Here is a 16593-nt window from a genome sequence, read left to right on the forward strand (position 1 = left end):
GGGTCGGATGGGAGCGCAGCATCACCGACGGCGCTGGACCGGAGCTCGAGCCGTACTGCAGCCGCCGCACCCACGATGACGGCGGCCGACCGTCCGGCGGCCCGTCGGAAGGAGTGACCATGACCGAAGCGGAACCCGCGAAGCTGACCCCGCAGCGGCTGTTCGAGATGATGGCCGGCTTCAAGACCACCGCCGTGCTGCGGGCCGGTGTCGAGCTGGGTGTCTTCGGAGCGCTGGCCGAGGGGCCGGCCGACGCCGCCGACGTGGCCGCGCGGCTGGGCGCCGACGAACGCGGCACCCGCCTGCTGCTCGGCGCCCTGGCCGCGCTGCGCCTCCTGGACGAGCGCGAAGGGCGGTACGAACTCGCCCCGGGCGTCGATGAGTTGCTGGTGCCCGGCACCCCCTCGTACTGCGGCGGCATCACCGCGGTGGCCGCGAGCACCGGCGAGTGGGAGGCGCTCGGGCGGCTCGCGTCGACCGTGCGCGAAGGCACTCCGGTGCCCGGCGTCGACGCGCTGCGCCCCGACTTCCCGTACTGGACGGACTTCGCCACCCACACCACCTTCGGCACCCTGCGCGCCGCCGGCCTGCTCGCCGACGTGCTCGAACCCTGGGCGGCCGGGCGGCCCGCACCGAAGGTGCTCGACGTGGGCTGCGGCCACAGCCTCTCCGGCTACGTCCTCGCCCAGCGCCTGCCGCGGGCCGTCATCCACTCGCAGGACTGGCCGAGCGTTCTCGCGGTCGCCGAGGGGCACGCCGAGCGGCTCGGGGTCCGCGACCGGGTGGAGCTGCTTCCCGGGGACGCCTTCGAGGTGCCGCTCGACGGGCCGTACGACGTGATCGTGGTGGGCAACCTGCTCTTCCACTTCGCGCCGGAGCGCGCCGCGGAGCTGGTGCGCCGCCTGGCGGGCGCGCTCAAGCCGGACGGCCGTCTGGTCGTGCTCGGCTTCACCACCGGCGACCAGCCGCACGCCGAGGAGCCGCACGCCCATCTCCTCGGGCTCCTGATGCTCTCCTGGACGGCGGGCGGCGAGATGCACTCGACCGCCGCGCACCGCGCGATGCTGAGCGCCGCCGGGCTGACCGAGACCGAGCTCACCGCCCGCCCGGGGCTGCCGCTGCGCATCCTGGTCGCGAGCCGTCCCGGCACACCCTGAGGACCCCGGTCCGGCCCGCCTCCGGCGTTGCTCGAGCGGGCCGTGCAGCATGGTCACGGGGATGAGGTATCCCTTGAACTCCCGGCCCCCACCGGACCAGCAGGCGACAGGAGTACGTCGTACATGGAAACCAGCAAGCCCCCGACAGCAGGCGGCCCCGCCCCGGCGACCACGCCCCGCGGACGCCGGGTACCGGTGGCGACGGCGGTCGTGCTCCTGGTCACGGGCGTGGTGACCGCGTCCCAGTTCGTGCACCCGGGGGTCCTCGACGCGCTCCGGCGGGACCCCGACGCGCTCGCGTCGGGCGAGTGGTGGCGGACGTTCACCCCGCTCCTGGTGCAGAGCCCCGCGTGGCAGGCGGCGGTCACCGTGCCGGGGATCGCGCTCCTCGGCGTACCGGTGGAGCGGCTCCTCGGCTCCCAGGCCATGCTGGCCCTGTACCTGGTGCCCGCGGCGGTCGGCGAAGCCCTCGGATACCGCTGGCAGCCGCACGGCGCGGGGAACTCGATCGCGGTCCTGGGCCTGGCCGGCGGCCTCGTCGCCTGGCTCTTCCTGGCGGCCGGTGGGCGCGGCTGGCCCCGCCCGCTGCTCAACCGGGTCAGGATCTGGGGCGGCGCGGTCCTCGCGGGGGCCGTGGTGGACACCGCGTTCCGCGACATCCACGGCCTGCCGACCCTGACCGGCGCGGCGCTCGGCGCGGCCCTCCTCCTGCGACGCCGCCGCCGCTCCTGACACAGCCGCCCTGTGACGGCGCCCACAGCGGGCCCAACTCCCTTAGTGAACGCTTGTGTTCACACTCACGCGCTCGCTAGCATCCCCCGTAGTGAACGGCTGCGTTCACTAACACACTTCCGGGGGAACGCTCGTGACCCACGATCAGACACGCACGAAATCATCCACACCCGAGCCCCACCGCACCGCACGCCCCTCGCGCCCTCCGCGCCCCGGCGTCGCCCTGACCGTGATCGCGGCGTGCCAGCTGATGGTGGTGCTCGACGCGACGATCGTGAACATCGCGCTGCCCCACATCCAGGGCGCGCTCGACTTCTCCACGACGGACCTCACCTGGGTCGTCAGCGCGTACACCCTCACCTTCGGCGGCATGCTGCTCCTCGGCGGCCGGGCCGGTGACATCCTGGGACGCCGCCGCGTCTTCATGACCGGCATCCTCCTCTTCACCCTCGCCTCGCTCCTCGGCGGATTCGCCCAGGAGCCCTGGCAGTTGCTGGCCGCGCGCGCCCTCCAGGGCGTCGGCGGCGCCATCGCGTCGCCCACATCGCTGGCGCTCATCACGACGACGTTCCCCGAAGGCCCCGAGCGGAACCGCGCGTTCGGTGTGTTCGCCGCGGTCTCCGCGGGCGGTGGCGCGATCGGCCTGCTGGCCGGCGGCATGCTCACGGAGTGGCTCGACTGGCGCTGGGTCCTGTTCGTGAACGTACCCATCGGCATCCTGATCGCCGTCCTCACCCCGCTCTACATCAGCGAATCCCAGCGCCACCCGGGCCGCTTCGACTTCCTGGGCGCGCTGACCTCGACGGCCGGCATGGCCGCCCTGGTCTACGGATTCATCCGCGCGTCCGAGGAAGGCTGGCGCGACAGCCTCACCCTGGGGTCGTTCGGCGCGGCGGTCGTCCTGCTCCTGGCGTTCGTGATGGTCGAGAACCGGGCGAAGGAACCGATCACTCCGCTCCGCATGTTCGCCGACCGCAACCGGTCGGGCACGTATGTGATCATGCTCAGCCTGGCCGCCGCGATGTTCGGGATGTTCTTCTTCATCGTGCTCTTCGTCCAGAACGTCCTGAACTACACCCCGATCGAAGCGGGCCTGGCCTTCCTGCCGGTCACCGTCGTGATCGCGATCGGCGCGGGCCTGTCGCAGAAGTTCCTTCCGGTCCTCGGCCCCAAGCCGTTCATGGTGACGGGCTCGGTCATCGTCGCCCTGGGGCTCGGCTGGCAGACCCTGCTCGGACCGGACAGTTCGTACGTCGGTGGAGTGCTCGGCCCCATGCTGCTGTTCGGCTTCGGCATGGGCCTGAACTTCGTGACGCTGACGCTGACCGCGGTCTCCGGAGTGGCTCCCCACGAAGCGGGCGCGGCATCCGGACTGCTCAACGCCACCCAGCAGGTCGGCGGCTCGCTCGGCCTCTCCATCCTCACCACGGTCTTCGGCACGGCGAGCCGGGACGAGGGCAAGGAACAGATGGCCGACTTCATGGCCCGTGCCACACCGGAGCAGAAGGCCGAGTTCGCCAAGACCCATGAACTCCCCGCGCCGTGGGGCCACGAGGTGCTCTCCGAGGGCATCTCGACCGCCTTCCTGCCGGCGGTGGCCATGGCCCTCATCGCCCTGGCCACCGCCACGCTCGTGATCCGCGTACGCAAGAGCGACCTCGACGCCCTGTCCGGCACGGCGGGCGCCGCGGGGCCCGCGGCCGGCTGACCCGGCACGCGGGACCTGGCGGTTCGAGGAGTACGGGGAAACCAGCGGTTCTAGGAGTAAGGGGAACCTAGCGGTTCGAGGAACACGGGGACCCTAGCGGTTCGGGGAGTACGAGGTGTCCACGCTCTCCGCGCACACCCCCGGGTCGACCGACGGCGGCCGCTCCTCGATGATCCGCCGGGCCCTGGACTCCCCGAGGCTCGTCGCGTACCAAGGGCCGCGCCCGGCGCCCAGACCGTCGGCGATGGGCTTGATCGCACAGGAGCGCTGCGGTTCCGGCAGCTCGTCCAGGGCCGGAACCGCGTCGGCGGACAGCTGCCGCGTGTAGTCGAAGTCGAACTTGCCGGTGTCCTCGTAGCGCTGCACATTGCGCTCGGCGATCAGGGCGTCGGGCGAGAGCAGCCCGAAGGCCAGCACACCGGCTGCCGCACTGGCGGCGACGGCACGCGGCAGCCACCGTGCGCCCCACACCCCGGCTGCCATGATCAACAGGATGACCACGCCGAGCCAGAGCTCGACGCCGACGACCGAGATCCGCAGCCTGGTCAGGCCGTACGCCTCCACGTACATGTCCATGCGGCGCACCGCCGACGCCACCACGACGAGCGTCAGCGCACACAGCGTGCCGAGCACCGCGCGCACCAGCCTGCGGTCGCGAGGGGTGTCGCGAGGGGCCCAGCGCAGCGCGAACCCGATGACGAGCAGCGTGAGGAGGGTGGCGAGCAGCAACTGCCAGAAGCCCTGCCGCGCATAGGCGGCGTACGAGAGGCCCGTCTTGTCGAGGACGGTGTCGTACCCGCCGAAGAGGACGGCGAGTTGGACCGCGTTGAACGCCGCGAACAGCACGTTGAGCACGATCAGCGGCAACGCCCACTCGACCCGTCCGCGGGCTCGGCCCGGCTTCACCACGAGCCGGTCCCAGCGCACGGGAGCGGCCGCGGTGTGCGCCGCCGCGAGGGCGCCGACCACCCCGAGGACCAGCAGCAGGACGCGCCAAGGGCTTCCGGTCAGGGAGGCGTCGGGCATCAGCTCGCCGAGCAGGTCGGCGAAGGCGGCGTCGGCACCGGCGAACAGCGCCCCGAAGACCAGGAGCAGCACGGCGGCCACCCCCACCGCCCGCAGCACGGGCCCGGCGCCGCGCGCACCGCCCGCGCGCTCACGCACCCCGCGCCAGCCCCAGCCGAGACCGCTGAGGACCGCGTCGAAGATGCCGAGGGGACTCAGGAGTACGCCGGGCCAGGTCCGGCAGCCGTGCAGCGCGAGCGAGGCGAGCCCGACCGAAGCGACGATCGCGAGGAACGAAGGCCATCCCGCGTCACGCAGGGCGGGCACAACGAGCAGGGCGAGCGCACCGACGGCCCAGGTCAGCGACCACGGACGGGGCCGGCGACCGGCCGCCCGGGCCGCGAAGCAGGCGGCGAGCGCGGCCGGGACGGCGACGATCAGCAGATTCAACGCCAGGCCGTCGCCGAGCAACAGCATGCTCAGCACACCGGTGGCGAGCACACAGCCCAACGTCGCCGTCCGGACAGGACCGGGCGCCCCTGCCCTCAGGTCATCGAGCAGTGGCGTGCGCTGGGGCGCGGGGTAATTCCAGGTGGCATGCGGCCGAGGCGCCCCCGACACGGGCACGGCATCACGCGGCTCACCCACACCAGTCGCACCAGTCACACCAGCGCCACCAGTCACTCCCAGAGCATCTGTCGCATCGGGCACACCGGACGCACTGGATGGATGAGATGCACTAGGCGCACTAGGCGCACTAGGCGCACTGGGCGCACTGGGCTCACTGGGCTCACTGGGCTCACTGGGCTCACTGGATGGGCTTGATGCCCTTGATGCACTGGGCTCACTGGACGCACCGGACGCATCACGTCTGACTGGTTCCTCGGACACGGGACCCCCTCCCGGCCGGTCCACGCGCACAGCGCAGGCCGCACGGCGCGCGCAGGCGGCCGCAGGGCCGCCCGAACCGGCATCTCGTTCAACGCACGCAAGCCAAGATCAACCAGCGGCCCGCCCCAGGCTAGCCGGACCCCGGCCCATGGCCCCCGGCCCGGTCCCGCCTGTGGCACGACCGTGACAGTGCGGCCTCCCGCAGACCGGGCCTCGGGAAACCAGGCACACGCAATCCGCTCGCCTCCCGGAAAGCAGGCCCCCCCGGAAGCCGGGGCCCCGGAAATCGGGCCCTTCCCCTCCCCGTCAGACCGCCCCGAGGGGAACCCAGCCGGGCAGCGCCTCGGTCCGCTCCAGCCACTCGGCGGGCGGCGCCCCGCTCTCACGGGACGCGACCACGCCGCCCACGATGGCGCAGGTCGTGTCCATGTCGCCGCCCACCTGCGCGGTGTCCCAGATGGCCCGCTCGTACGAGTCGAGGCCACGGGCGGCCGACCACAGCGCGAACGGCACCGTGTCATGGGCCGTCGTGCGCCGCCCGCACCCGAGCACCGCCGCGACCGTCCCGGCGTCGCCGTAGTCGAGCATGTCGCGCGCCCGGCGCAGCCCCGCTCCCACGGCGCTGCGCGGCACCAGCGCGATGACGCCGTCGAGGAGCGCCTTGGGTGTCGGCGGCCCCACGGGGTCGGCCGTCAACGCGGCGGCCGCCGCCACGGCCATGGCCCCGACGACGGCCTCGCGGTGCTGATGCGTGGGGTAGGCCGAGATCTCCGCCTGGTGCGTCGCCTGTTCCGGGTCGTCGGCGTACCAGGCGCCGAGCGGGGCGATCCGCATCGCGGCGCCGTTGCCCCAGGACCCCTGCCCCTTGAAGAGCGCGGAGGCCAGCTCCCGCCAGTCCCCGCCTTCCCGCACCTGCCTGAGCAGGCGGTTCACGGCGGGGCCGTAGCCACGGTCGAAGTCGTGGTGCCCGGCGAACGACTGGGCCAACGCGTCCTGATCGATCCGTCGGTGCTTGATGAGAACGGCCAGCACGGAGCAGGCCATCTCGGTGTCGTCGGTCCACTGCCAAGGAGCGTCGGGCAGCTGTCGGCGCTTGAGCAGTGGGTAGTGCGCGGGCACGAAGAACTGTGAGCCCAGCGCGTCCCCCACCGCCAGTCCGCGCAGGCTGGCCAGAGCGCGCTCCAGGCGCAGGTCGGGAGAGGAGTCAGCGGTCATCGCCCTGCCACTCTATCCGGTGACGCCGTTCCATCCGGTGACGCCGTACGGCTCGGGCTCGCGCCAGCGTTCGAACGGCCGGTCCAGCGTGTACTTGCCGTCCTCGCCGAGCACGAGCATGCGCATCTCCCCGTTTCCCGGATTGGACAGCGACTCGAACTCGGCCACCGACCAGTGGAACCAGCGCATGCAGAACAGCCGCATGGTCAGCCCGTGCGTGACCAGCAGGACGTTCGGCGGATGGTCCGGCGCCTCGAAACTGCGGTACAGACTCTCCAGGAAAGCCCCCACCCTGTCGTAGACGTCGGCCCCCGACTCGCCCTGGGCGAAGCGGTAGAAGAAGTGCCCGTACGCGTCGCGGTACGCCTTCTGCAGCCGCACGTCGTCCCTGTCCTGCCAGTTCCCCCAGTCCTGCTCGCGCAGCCTCGGCTCCTCCCGTACGCGCATCAGCTCGGGGTCGAGCCGGAACGCCTGCAACGTCTCATGGGTGCGGCGGTACGGCGAGACGTACACGCTCACCCGCTCGCGCCCGAGCAGTTCCCGCAGGCGTTTACCCGTGTCCCCCGCCTGGGACCACCCCGTCTCGGTCAGCGCGAGCGCATGGTCGGGCTCGCGCTCGTACACGGTGTCGTCGGCATTGCCGGCCGACTCGCCGTGCCGGACCAGGATGATGCGCCGTGGGCGTGCCATGCGGAAACCCTAGATCGGCTCACCGGCGGGCGGCTCAGTCGGGTAGCCGTCCGGACTCCATCCGGCGTATTCGGCCCGTGAAGCGCCGACGCAGCAACCGGTCGTGCGAGACGACGACCAGGGCTCCCGTCCACTGGTCGAGCGCCGCCTCCAGGTCCTCGACCAGGCCGAGCGCCAGGTGGTTGGCGGGCTCGTCGAGCAGCAGCAGGTCGGCGGGCCTCGCCAGGAGCCGCGCGAGGGCCAGCCTCCTGCGCTGCCCCGCGGACAGCGCGCCTACGGGTACATGCAGGTCACGGGGGCGGAACAGGCCGTACGACAGGAGCAGCCCCGTCTGTTCCTCCTCGGTGAGCCCCAAGCCCCTGCCGAACACCTCGAGGACGCGCTCGGTGGGGCGTCGTACCGGTATCTCCTGGGCGAGATAGCCGATCCGGCCTCTGCGGACCACCGTGCCCTCGTCGGGTTCGAGTACGCCCGCCATGGTGCGCAGCAGCGTGGACTTCCCCGCGCCGTTGCCCCCGTGGATCAGCAGCCGTTCACCTGCCGACACCGTGAGCTCGTCCACGGCCAGTCGCTCGCCCACACGCACGTCCCGCAGGGTGACCAGGGCCCCTTCGGTGGCACCCGCCACAGGGCGCGCCGCGAAGGCGAGCGGCTCAGGAGGCTTGGGCACCGGCCGCTCCCTCAGTCTGCGGAGCCGTTCCTGCGCGTTGCGCACGCGTCCCGCGACGGAGGCCTGTACCCGGCCACCCGCCCGGTCGTACGCCATCTTGTTGTTGTCCTTCATGCCACGTCCGCCGGCGACGGCGTGGGCGGTGGTGGCCATGAACTCCTGGAGTCGGCCGGTCTCCTCGCACCACTGCGCGTACTCCTGCTCCCAGCGCAGCCGGGCGGCCTCCCGCTCCGCGATCAGTCCCTGATAGCCCCCGCCGTGCCGCACCACGGTCCGGCGGTCGGCGTCGACTTCGAGGATCGCGGTGGCCACGCGCTCCAGGAAGGTGCGGTCGTGAGAGACCGCGACCACGGTCCCGCGGTGCGCGGACAGGGCGCTCTCCAGCCAGTCCAGCGCCCCCTCGTCCAGGTGGTTGGTCGGCTCGTCCAGGAGCATGACCTCGGGTGCGGCAGCGATGAGGCAGGCCAGACCGAGCCGCGCCTGCTCGCCGCCGGACAGACTGCCAAGGACCCGGTCCCGGCCGATGCGCCCGAGCCCCAGGCCGTGCATCGCCTTGTCCACGCGCGCGTCCGCTTCATAGCCACCTCGCAGCTCGAAGGCCGTCAGCAGATCGCCGTACTCCCCCATCTCCCGCTCGGTCGCGGAGCCGAGGCCCGCCTCGAGATCACGCAACCTCCCCTCCATCGACCGCAGTTCGGCCAGCGCGGCGTCGATCGCGTCGCCGACACTGCGGTCGGCCGGCAGCTGGGGAGTCTGCGCGAGAAGCCCCGCCCCTCGCTCGGCGACGGTCACGACGTCCCCCTCGTCGGGCCGCTCGTCGCCTGCCATCAGGTGCAGCAGCGTGGACTTCCCCGCGCCGTTCTCCCCCACGACGCCTATGCGCTCCCCCGGCCTGATCGCCAGCGACACTCCGTCGAGCAGCAGCCGCTCGCCACGCGCCTTGGTCACGCCATGCAGAGAGATCTGAGTAGGCAAGAGCACCCCCGGTTTCGCATCCACTCGAACAAACGCAACCTCAGTTGCATTACGACGAGTGTGGCACACTGCTCGGACTAACGCAACACGAGTTGCGATTGCCTGTGAGGCAGGGCGACGGAGAAGGAACGAACCGATGGCGGACAAGCCGATGACGGCCGACCGGAACGACGGCGCGCGGAGTACGGGGGGTACGGAACAGCCTGGAACCGACGGACCCGGGCAGCCTGACCGAGCCGAGGCGGCATCACCCGCGCCCGGCACCCGCCGCCCCGGCGGCCGCACGGCCCGCACCCGCGCGGCCGTGCGCGACGCCGTACTGAGCGGCCTCGCCGACCACGGCTACCCCGGCCTCACCGTCGAGTACGTCGCCGATCACTCGGGAGTCCACAAGACCACGCTGTACCGCCGCTGGGGCGGCCTCGAAGGGCTGGTCGCCGACGCCCTGGACATGGCGGGCGAGGACACATGGACGCCACCGGACACCGGCAGCCTGGAGGGCGATCTCCGCGAGCTCGCCCGGGAGGTGGTCGACTCCTTCTCCGACGACGCGGCGGCCGCGGCGCCCACCGCCTTCGTCGCGGCGTCCTTCCAGTCGGCACGGGCCGCCGATGCCCTGCACTCCTTCTACGCCGAGCGGTTCAGCCGCTGCGAGGCGGTCGTCGCGCGGGCCGTGGCGCGGGGCGAGGCGGATCCGGACACCGACGCGGCAGCCCTCGTCCGCGCCGTGTCCGCCCCGCTGCTGCTCCGCGTGTTCATCACGCGCGAGCCGATCGACATGGCACTCGCCGAGCAGTCGGCGGCGGCAGCCTTCGCCGCCACCCGCGAAGGCGCGTACGCCAGGCGGTGACGACGTCGGGACCTCAGTCAACTGAAGTGCTGAAAACGGACGTCGAGTTCCGCGCCGACACCGGCACCCGTAGCCATGGCCATAGCCGCGCTCACACCGTCCACGACGGCTCCAAGTTCACGACGTCCCCCGCCAGCCCGGCGACGTCCGCCTCCGTCTGTGCTCGCAGAGACAGACGCTCCACCCGCTCGACGCGGTACTTGCCGTGCTCTGCGGCCGACTGCCACATGGAGAGAATCAGGAACTCATGGCCCGGCGCCTCGCCGAAGAGGCCTCGCACCATTCCCGGCGAACCGGCCATCGCCGGGTTCCAGACCTTCTCCTGCATCAGCGCGAAGTGCTCCACCCGCGCTTCGCGGACCCGGCAGTGCGCGACGCGCACCACGTCCGCGTCCGTGAAGCGCGGTTCGAACCCCGTCTTCACGTCGAACCGGTGGTCGAAGAGCTTGGCCTGGAGATCCTTGTAAGTGCCCGACTGAGCAGCCGCGAGACGGTCGTGCGAGCGGGCCATGAAGGAGTCGTAAAAGGCACGGCTCTCCCAGAAGGCGAAGACATGGGCGACCCCCGGCCGGCCTCTGCTCCACCCCCCGCCCTGCCCCCGGAACCCCGGCTCCCCCAGAAGCCCCGCCCACTTCCGCTGCCCTCGCTCGAACCCCCGACGGTCGACCACGGTGCAGCGAATCCACTTGACCAGCACCGCGCCATCGTACGGCGCGGAGCGTGGCCCGGGTCACGCTCCGGCGCAGTACACCCGGATCAGCTCGGCCTCGTCACCGGCATCGAGTTCCCTACCGAACTCCCGGACGAGAACACCGGTCAATTCGCCCACAGGAACGGCTGGTTGCTCCGCCGAACTGTTGGGGTGGAGGGAATCGCCGCACGTGTCTCCCTCGTGGCGCGTGCACGGCGTGCCCGCTCCACGCGCGCCAACCTGCCTCTCCCCCGGCCCAGTTGCCCCGCTCCTGACCAGGGACGCTACGACGTTGTCAGTCGTACGCCGTAGCGTGTACGGGGGACAGGCCTGGTGAATCCGCAGCGGCCAGGTCACGAGGAGGGGGTAGCCCAGTGAGCAGTGTCAGCAAGGGGATCAAGAAGGTCGAAGTCGGGCTCAAGTGGGATCCGAGCCCGTCCGGAGCACCGCCCAACGACCTCGACATCATCGCCGCGACGTACACGGGGGACGCTCCGTACGGCAGCCCGGAGTACCTCGTGCACTTCGACAGCCGCTCCCCCGACGGCACGATCACGCTCAACCGGGACAGCAGGACGGGCCAGGGCTTCGGTTTCGACGAGGTCATGACCCTGGAACTGGACCGCCTCGCCCCCTCGTTCACCCGCGTCGTCGTGGGAGTCGCCATACAGCAACAGGAGGGGCAGAAGGTGTTCGGCGACATCACGAACACCGCGGTCCGGATCCGCGAGGGCCACACGGACCTGGCACAGACCGACCTGGCCGGCGTCTCCGGATGCACGGCATCGACCGTCGCGGAGTTCACCCGCGACGCGTCCGGGGCATGGTCGTTCCGCGAGGTCATCCGCGGCTTCGACGCCGACCCGACCACGTTCGCCTCGCTCATGGGCGGCGAGCTCTAGAGCCCGTCGGGCACCGGAGGCGCGCCCTGGCACGCCGAAGGGGACCGACGATGTGTCGATCCCCTTCGCGCGCTGTCGGTCAGCTACGGCGCGGCCCGTGCCGGAGGCGACTCCGGCACGGCCTCACCAGGTCAGCTGCAGCCGCTGGTCGAGCCGCAGCCCTCGCAGATGTAGCAGGAGCCGGCACGCTGCATCTTCGTACCGCAGGAGAAGCACAGCGGCGCGTCGGCCTGGATGCCCAGCTGCATCTCGACGAGCTCGGCGCTGGTGTGCGCCTGCTGCGGGGCGGGCTTGACCGTCTCGGCGTCCGCCTTCGGCGTGGAGACCGCCTTCAGGGACTCGGTCTGCCGCGGGGCGGACTGGGCCAGACCCTCGACGTCGACCTCGTCCTCGGCGGGCTCGTACGAACCCGTCTCCAGGTGACGCTGACGCTCCTCGGCCGAGTGGATGCCGAGCGCGGAGCGCGTCTCGAAGGGCAGGAAGTCCAGCGCCAGGCGGCGGAAGATGTAGTCGACGATCGACTGCGCCATCCGCACGTCCGGGTCGTCCGTCATGCCGGCCGGCTCGAAGCGCATGTTCGTGAACTTGGAAACGTACGTCTCCAGGGGCACGCCGTACTGCAGACCGACCGAGACGGCGATGGAGAAGGCGTCCATCATGCCCGCGAGGGTCGAACCCTGCTTGGACATCTTCAGGAAGACCTCGCCGAGACCGTCGTCCGGGTAGGAGTTGGCGGTCATGTAGCCCTCGGCGCCACCCACCGTGAAGGAGGTGGTGATGCCGGGACGGCCCTTCGGGAGGCGCTTGCGGACCGGGCGGTACTCGACCACCTTCTCGACCGCGGCACGGATCGTGTCCTCGGTCTTCTCGGTGATCTCGGCCTTCTCGTCCTCCTTCTTCTTGGCGGAGAGCGGCTGGCCGACCTTGCAGTTGTCGCGGTAGATGGCGAGCGCCTTGACGCCCAGCTTCCAGGCCTCGAAGTAGACCTCTTCGACGTCCTCGACGGTGGCGGTCTCCGGGAGGTTGACCGTCTTGGAGAGGGCGCCCGAGATCCACGGCTGGATCGCGGCCATCATGCGGACGTGGCCCATCGCGGAGATGGAGCGCTCGCCCATGGCGCAGTCAAAGACCTCGTAGTGCTCGGTCTTCAGGCCGGGGGCGTCGATCACATTGCCGTTCTCGGCGATGTGGGCGACGATCGCCTCGATCTGCTCCTCCTGGTAGCCCAGGCGACGCAGGGCCTGCGGCACGGTGCCGTTGACGATCTGCATCGAGCCGCCGCCGACGAGCTTCTTGAACTTGACCAGGGCGAGGTCGGGCTCCAGACCCGTGGTGTCGCAGGACATCGCGAGACCGATGGTGCCGGTCGGGGCGATGACGGACGCCTGGGAGTTACGGAAACCGTTCTTCTCGCCGAGGCGGATCACGTCCTGCCAGGCCTCCGTGGCGGCGGCCCAGATCGGCGTGTCCAGGTCGTCGACGCGGACGGCCGAGGCGTTGGCGTCGGCGTGCTGCTTCATGACGCGCTTGTGCGGCGTGGCGTTGCGGGCGTAGCCGTCGTAGGCGCCGACGACCGCGGCCAGCTCGGCGGAGCGCTTGTACGACGTACCCGTCATCAGCGACGTGATGGCACCGGCGAGGGCACGGCCGCCGTCGGAGTCGTACGCGTGACCGGTGGCCATCAGGAGGGCGCCGAGGTTGGCGTAACCGATGCCCAGCTGGCGGAAGGCGCGGGTGTTCTCGCCGATCTTCTGCGTCGGGAAGTCCGCGAAGCAGATCGAGATGTCCATCGCGGTGATGACCAGCTCGACGACCTTGGCGAAGCGCTCGGAGTCGAAGGACTGGTTGCCCTTGCCGTCGTCCTTGAGGAACTTCATCAGGTTCAGCGAGGCGAGGTTGCAGGACGTGTTGTCCAGGTGCATGTACTCGCTGCACGGGTTCGAGCCGTTGATCCGGCCGGACTCCGGGCAGGTGTGCCAGGCGTTGATGGTGTCGTCGTACTGGATGCCGGGGTCGGCACACGCCCAGGCGGCCTCGGCCATCTTGCGGAAGAGCGACTTGGCGTCGACTTCCTCGATGACGTCGCCGGTCATGCGGGCGCGCAGGCCGAACTTGGAGCCGGACTCGACGGCCTTCATGAACTCGTCGTTCACACGGACCGAGTTGTTGGCGTTCTGGTACTGGACGGACGTGATGTCGTCGCCGCCCAGGTCCATGTCGAAGCCCGCGTCGCGCAGGGCGCGGATCTTCTCCTCTTCCTTCACCTTGGTCTCGATGAAGCCCTCGATGTCGGGGTGGTCGACGTCGAGGATGACCATCTTGGCCGCGCGGCGCGTGGCGCCACCGGACTTGATGGTTCCGGCGGAGGCGTCGGCACCGCGCATGAAGGAGACGGGGCCCGAGGCGTTGCCTCCGGAGGACAGCAGTTCCTTGGAGGAACGGATACGGGAGAGGTTCAGGCCGGCGCCGGAGCCGCCCTTGAAGATCATGCCCTCTTCCTTGTACCAGTCGAGGATCGACTCCATGGAGTCGTCGACGGCCAGGATGAAGCAGGCGGACACCTGCTGCGGCTGGGGCGTTCCGACGTTGAACCAGACCGGCGAGTTGAAGCTGAAGATCTGGTGCAGGAGGGCGTAGGCCAGCTCGTGCTCGAAGATCTCCGCGTCGGCGGGCGAGGCAAAGTAGTTGTAGTCCTCGCCGGCCTTGCGGTACGTCTTCACGATGCGGTCGATCAGCTGCTTGAGGCCGGTCTCGCGCTGCGGGGTGCCGACGGCCCCGCGGAAGTACTTGCTGGTGACGATGTTGACCGCGTTCACCGACCAGAAGTCGGGGAACTCGACGCCACGCTGCTCGAAGTTGACCGAGCCGTCGCGCCAGTTGGTCATGACGACGTCACGGCGCTCCCAGACCACCTCGTCGTACGGATGCACGCCGGGGGTGGTGTGGATGCGCTCGATACGCAGACCCTTGCTGGCCTTGGATCCCTTGGCGCGGGAACCTCGTGCCGGGCCGCTCGTCGTCTCGGTCATGCCGCCTCCCTGTATCAGGCTAAAACGCCCTGAAGTGCCACGTTCTTCCCGTGGCACGGATGTGTGTCTGGTGTTGCGGGCATCACGGAGGACACCCTCAACAGGTCTGGTTCGCCGCCGGCCGGTCGGTCAGCCGGTCAGTCGGCGGCGGTGGCGGGCACCGGGACTTCGACAGTCCCTCCGGGCCCGCAGTCGTTCACGACGCGCTCACCGTCCGCGTCGCGCGGCTCCGCGTCGAGCCGCTGTTCCCTCAGCTCCCCGATGGCAGCCTCGAAGTCCTCGAGCGAGTCGAAGGCCCGGTACACGGACGCAAAGCGCAGGTAGGCGACGAGGTCGAGCTCCTGCAGCGGACCGAGTATGGCAAGGCCCACGTCATGAGTGGTCAGTTCGGCGCTTCCGGTGGCACGCACCGCCTCTTCGACCCGCTGGCCGAGCAGAGCGAGGGCGTCCTCGGTCACCGGCCGCCCCTGGCACGCCTTACGGACGCCATTGATGACCTTCGTACGACTGAAGGGCTCCGTCACGCCGCTGCGCTTGACGACCATCAGCGAACACGTCTCCACGGTCGTGAAACGACGGGAGCAGTCGGGGCACTGACGGCGCCTGCGGATCGACGTGCCGTCGTCAGTGGTGCGGCTGTCGACTACGCGGCTGTCGGGGTGCCTGCAGAAGGGGCAGTGCATGGAACTCCCAACCCTCCTTCATGGCACGACTCATAAGCCTCAACGGGCCCTTGGGGCCCTCGAAGCAGCCCCAAGCATAGGCGATCCCAGAGGCCCCGAGAGACCAGGGACCACAACTTCTGGGCTGCTCATGCAATCCAACCACTAGATCTGGGGTTTGGCCGCTTTTCCCGCCCTGCGCGTGTCGCGCCGCCCCGGACCACGCCGGACGTACGGAGCCGTCACTCACGCCGCTCGGGAACGGGGGCCGGTGCCGGGTTGACGGGACACCGAGTGGCACTATGGGAGGCCCACCGAGGGGCTCACGGTCCCGGCGGTGAAGCGTACCGTAATGAACCGAATTGCCATTCGGCCCCAGCGCGAGCCATACACCCGGACACATGATCACGTCAGGCAATCTGCGATTTTTCACTCGAACGTGTGTTTGGCGCAACCTTTCGAAAGCAACTACCGTTGGCTAGCTAGGGAGAGAACATCTCGAGAGGGGCCGACCGACGTGACCACCACCGCAGACAGCGCCACCATCACTGCCCAGGACCGCTCCCAGAGCCGACTCGAGCCGGTGCATGCCATGAATGACGCAGCCACGAACCAGGAGGGGCCCAAGCCCACTCGCTCCCTGCCGGGCCGACCTCCAGGCATCCGCGCCGACAGCTCGGGGCTCACCGATCGGCAACGCCGGGTGATCGAGGTCATCAGGGACTCCGTGCAGCGGCGCGGCTACCCGCCGTCGATGCGGGAGATCGGTCAGGCGGTCGGACTCTCCAGCACCTCCTCGGTCGCCCATCAGCTGATGGCTCTGGAGCGCAAGGGCTTCCTGCGCCGCGACCCCCACCGCCCGCGCGCGTACGAGGTGCGCGGCTCGGACCAGCCGAGCAGCCAGCCCACGGACACCACCGGCAAGCCCGCCGCTTCGTACGTGCCGCTCGTCGGCCGCATCGCGGCCGGTGGACCGATCCTCGCCGAGGAGTCCGTCGAGGACGTGTTCCCCCTCCCCCGGCAGCTCGTGGGCGACGGTGAGCTCTTCGTCCTGAAGGTCGTCGGCGACTCCATGATCGAAGCCGCGATCTGTGACGGCGACTGGGTCACGGTGCGTCGCCAGCCCGTCGCGGAGAACGGCGACATCGTGGCCGCCATGCTGGACGGCGAGGCGACGGTGAAGCGCTTCAAGCGCGAGGACGGGCACGTCTGGCTCCTCCCGCACAACTCCGCGTACCAGCCGATCCCCGGCGACGAGGCGACGATCCTCGGCAAGGTCGTGGCGGTGCTGCGGCGGGTGTGAGACTCCGCCCCTGACCGGGCCCCGGGACCAACTGCGCCGGTTCCGGGGCCCTGCTGCGTCCTGGGGGCGCTCACGCCGGGGCAGCCGAGGTGCTCGGCGCTGTGGCAGGACCC

At 70.5% G+C, this 16593-nt stretch carries 12 protein-coding genes and 1 pseudogene; 6 read left to right on the forward strand and 7 right to left on the reverse strand.

The features are described from left to right. The first annotated feature begins 119 nt into the window (after positions 1 to 119). The 3 genes from ACZ4D5_RS37285 to ACZ4D5_RS37295 all read left to right on the forward strand — a co-directional run bounded on the left by ACZ4D5_RS37285 (position 120) and on the right by ACZ4D5_RS37295 (position 3597). Positions 120 to 1157 (forward strand): class I SAM-dependent methyltransferase, encoded by a 1038-nt coding sequence (locus ACZ4D5_RS37285; RefSeq protein WP_467776910.1) that lies wholly within the window; start codon positions 120 to 122, stop codon positions 1155 to 1157. A gap of 123 nt (positions 1158 to 1280) precedes the next feature. Beyond that, the gene (locus ACZ4D5_RS37290; RefSeq protein ID WP_467776911.1) at positions 1281 to 1889 is read left to right on the forward strand and encodes a rhomboid family intramembrane serine protease; all 609 of its coding nucleotides are present in this window, start codon (positions 1281 to 1283) and stop codon (positions 1887 to 1889) included. Between the two features lie 223 nt (positions 1890 to 2112). After that, entirely contained in the window at positions 2113 to 3597 is a 1485-nt protein-coding gene (locus tag ACZ4D5_RS37295) for an MFS transporter (RefSeq protein ID WP_467776976.1), read from the forward strand. Positions 3598 to 3690: 93 nt separating this feature from the next. On the opposite strand, the gene ACZ4D5_RS37300 is transcribed toward ACZ4D5_RS37295, so the two are convergent. The 4 genes from ACZ4D5_RS37300 to ACZ4D5_RS37315 form a co-directional block, all read right to left on the reverse strand. Beyond that, positions 3691 to 5493 (reverse strand): DUF4153 domain-containing protein, encoded by a 1803-nt coding sequence (locus ACZ4D5_RS37300; RefSeq protein ID WP_467776912.1) that lies wholly within the window; start codon positions 5491 to 5493, stop codon positions 3691 to 3693. Between the two features lie 306 nt (positions 5494 to 5799). Continuing rightward, the gene (locus ACZ4D5_RS37305; protein ID WP_467776913.1) at positions 5800 to 6708 is read right to left on the reverse strand and encodes an ADP-ribosylglycohydrolase family protein; all 909 of its coding nucleotides are present in this window, start codon (positions 6706 to 6708) and stop codon (positions 5800 to 5802) included. Positions 6709 to 6720: 12 nt separating this feature from the next. Beyond that, positions 6721 to 7398, reverse strand: coding sequence for a histidine phosphatase family protein (locus tag ACZ4D5_RS37310; RefSeq protein WP_467776914.1), 678 nt, complete (start codon positions 7396 to 7398; stop codon positions 6721 to 6723). 34 nt (positions 7399 to 7432) lie between these two features. After that, the gene (locus ACZ4D5_RS37315) at positions 7433 to 9043 is read right to left on the reverse strand and encodes an ABC-F family ATP-binding cassette domain-containing protein (RefSeq protein WP_467776915.1); all 1611 of its coding nucleotides are present in this window, start codon (positions 9041 to 9043) and stop codon (positions 7433 to 7435) included. 136 nt (positions 9044 to 9179) lie between these two features. On the opposite strand from ACZ4D5_RS37315, the gene ACZ4D5_RS37320 reads away from it, so the two are divergent. Continuing rightward, the gene (locus ACZ4D5_RS37320) at positions 9180 to 9893 is read left to right on the forward strand and encodes a TetR/AcrR family transcriptional regulator (protein ID WP_467776916.1); all 714 of its coding nucleotides are present in this window, start codon (positions 9180 to 9182) and stop codon (positions 9891 to 9893) included. A 91-nt stretch (positions 9894 to 9984) separates the two neighbouring features. On the opposite strand, the gene ACZ4D5_RS37325 is transcribed toward ACZ4D5_RS37320, so the two are convergent. Further along, positions 9985 to 10590, reverse strand: coding sequence for a YdbC family protein (locus tag ACZ4D5_RS37325; protein ID WP_467776917.1), 606 nt, complete (start codon positions 10588 to 10590; stop codon positions 9985 to 9987). 359 nt (positions 10591 to 10949) lie between these two features. Between ACZ4D5_RS37325 and ACZ4D5_RS37330 the strand changes: the two are divergent. Continuing rightward, positions 10950 to 11486, forward strand: a pseudogene (locus ACZ4D5_RS37330) (TerD family protein); the annotation flags it as partial. Positions 11487 to 11617: 131 nt separating this feature from the next. Here the strand turns inward: ACZ4D5_RS37330 and ACZ4D5_RS37335 are convergent. Continuing rightward, complete coding sequence (locus tag ACZ4D5_RS37335) at positions 11618 to 14515, reverse strand: vitamin B12-dependent ribonucleotide reductase (RefSeq protein WP_467776918.1); 2898 nt, start codon at positions 14513 to 14515, stop codon at positions 11618 to 11620. A gap of 137 nt (positions 14516 to 14652) precedes the next feature. Further along, a complete protein-coding gene (nrdR, locus tag ACZ4D5_RS37340) occupies positions 14653 to 15198 on the reverse strand; it encodes a transcriptional regulator NrdR (RefSeq protein ID WP_384552149.1) in 546 nt (181 codons plus the stop codon). Positions 15199 to 15694: 496 nt separating this feature from the next. On the opposite strand from nrdR, the gene lexA reads away from it, so the two are divergent. Next, on the forward strand, positions 15695 to 16480 hold the full coding sequence (gene lexA, locus ACZ4D5_RS37345) for a transcriptional repressor LexA (RefSeq protein WP_030778599.1): 786 nt from the start codon (positions 15695 to 15697) through the stop codon (positions 16478 to 16480). The last annotated feature ends 113 nt before the right edge of the window (positions 16481 to 16593 follow it).

Source organism: Streptomyces sp. NPDC025651 (assembly GCF_055558735.1).

What these genes read in the sequence shown, in the direction of transcription:
- ACZ4D5_RS37285 (WP_467776910.1), top strand. Translation starts at nt 120, where the DNA reads ATGACCGAAGCGGAACCCGCGAAGCTGACCCCGCAGCGGCTGTTCGAG.
- ACZ4D5_RS37290 (WP_467776911.1), top strand. Translation starts at nt 1,281, where the DNA reads ATGGAAACCAGCAAGCCCCCGACAGCAGGCGGCCCCGCCCCGGCGACC.
- ACZ4D5_RS37305 (WP_467776913.1), bottom strand. Translation starts at nt 6,708, where the DNA reads ATGACCGCTGACTCCTCTCCCGACCTGCGCCTGGAGCGCGCTCTGGCC.
- ACZ4D5_RS37310 (WP_467776914.1), bottom strand. Translation starts at nt 7,398, where the DNA reads ATGGCACGCCCACGGCGCATCATCCTGGTCCGGCACGGCGAGTCGGCC.
- ACZ4D5_RS37320 (WP_467776916.1), top strand. Translation starts at nt 9,180, where the DNA reads ATGGCGGACAAGCCGATGACGGCCGACCGGAACGACGGCGCGCGGAGT.
- ACZ4D5_RS37335 (WP_467776918.1), bottom strand. Translation starts at nt 14,515, where the DNA reads ATGACCGAGACGACGAGCGGCCCGGCACGAGGTTCCCGCGCCAAGGGA.
- nrdR (WP_384552149.1), bottom strand. Translation starts at nt 15,198, where the DNA reads ATGCACTGCCCCTTCTGCAGGCACCCCGACAGCCGCGTAGTCGACAGC.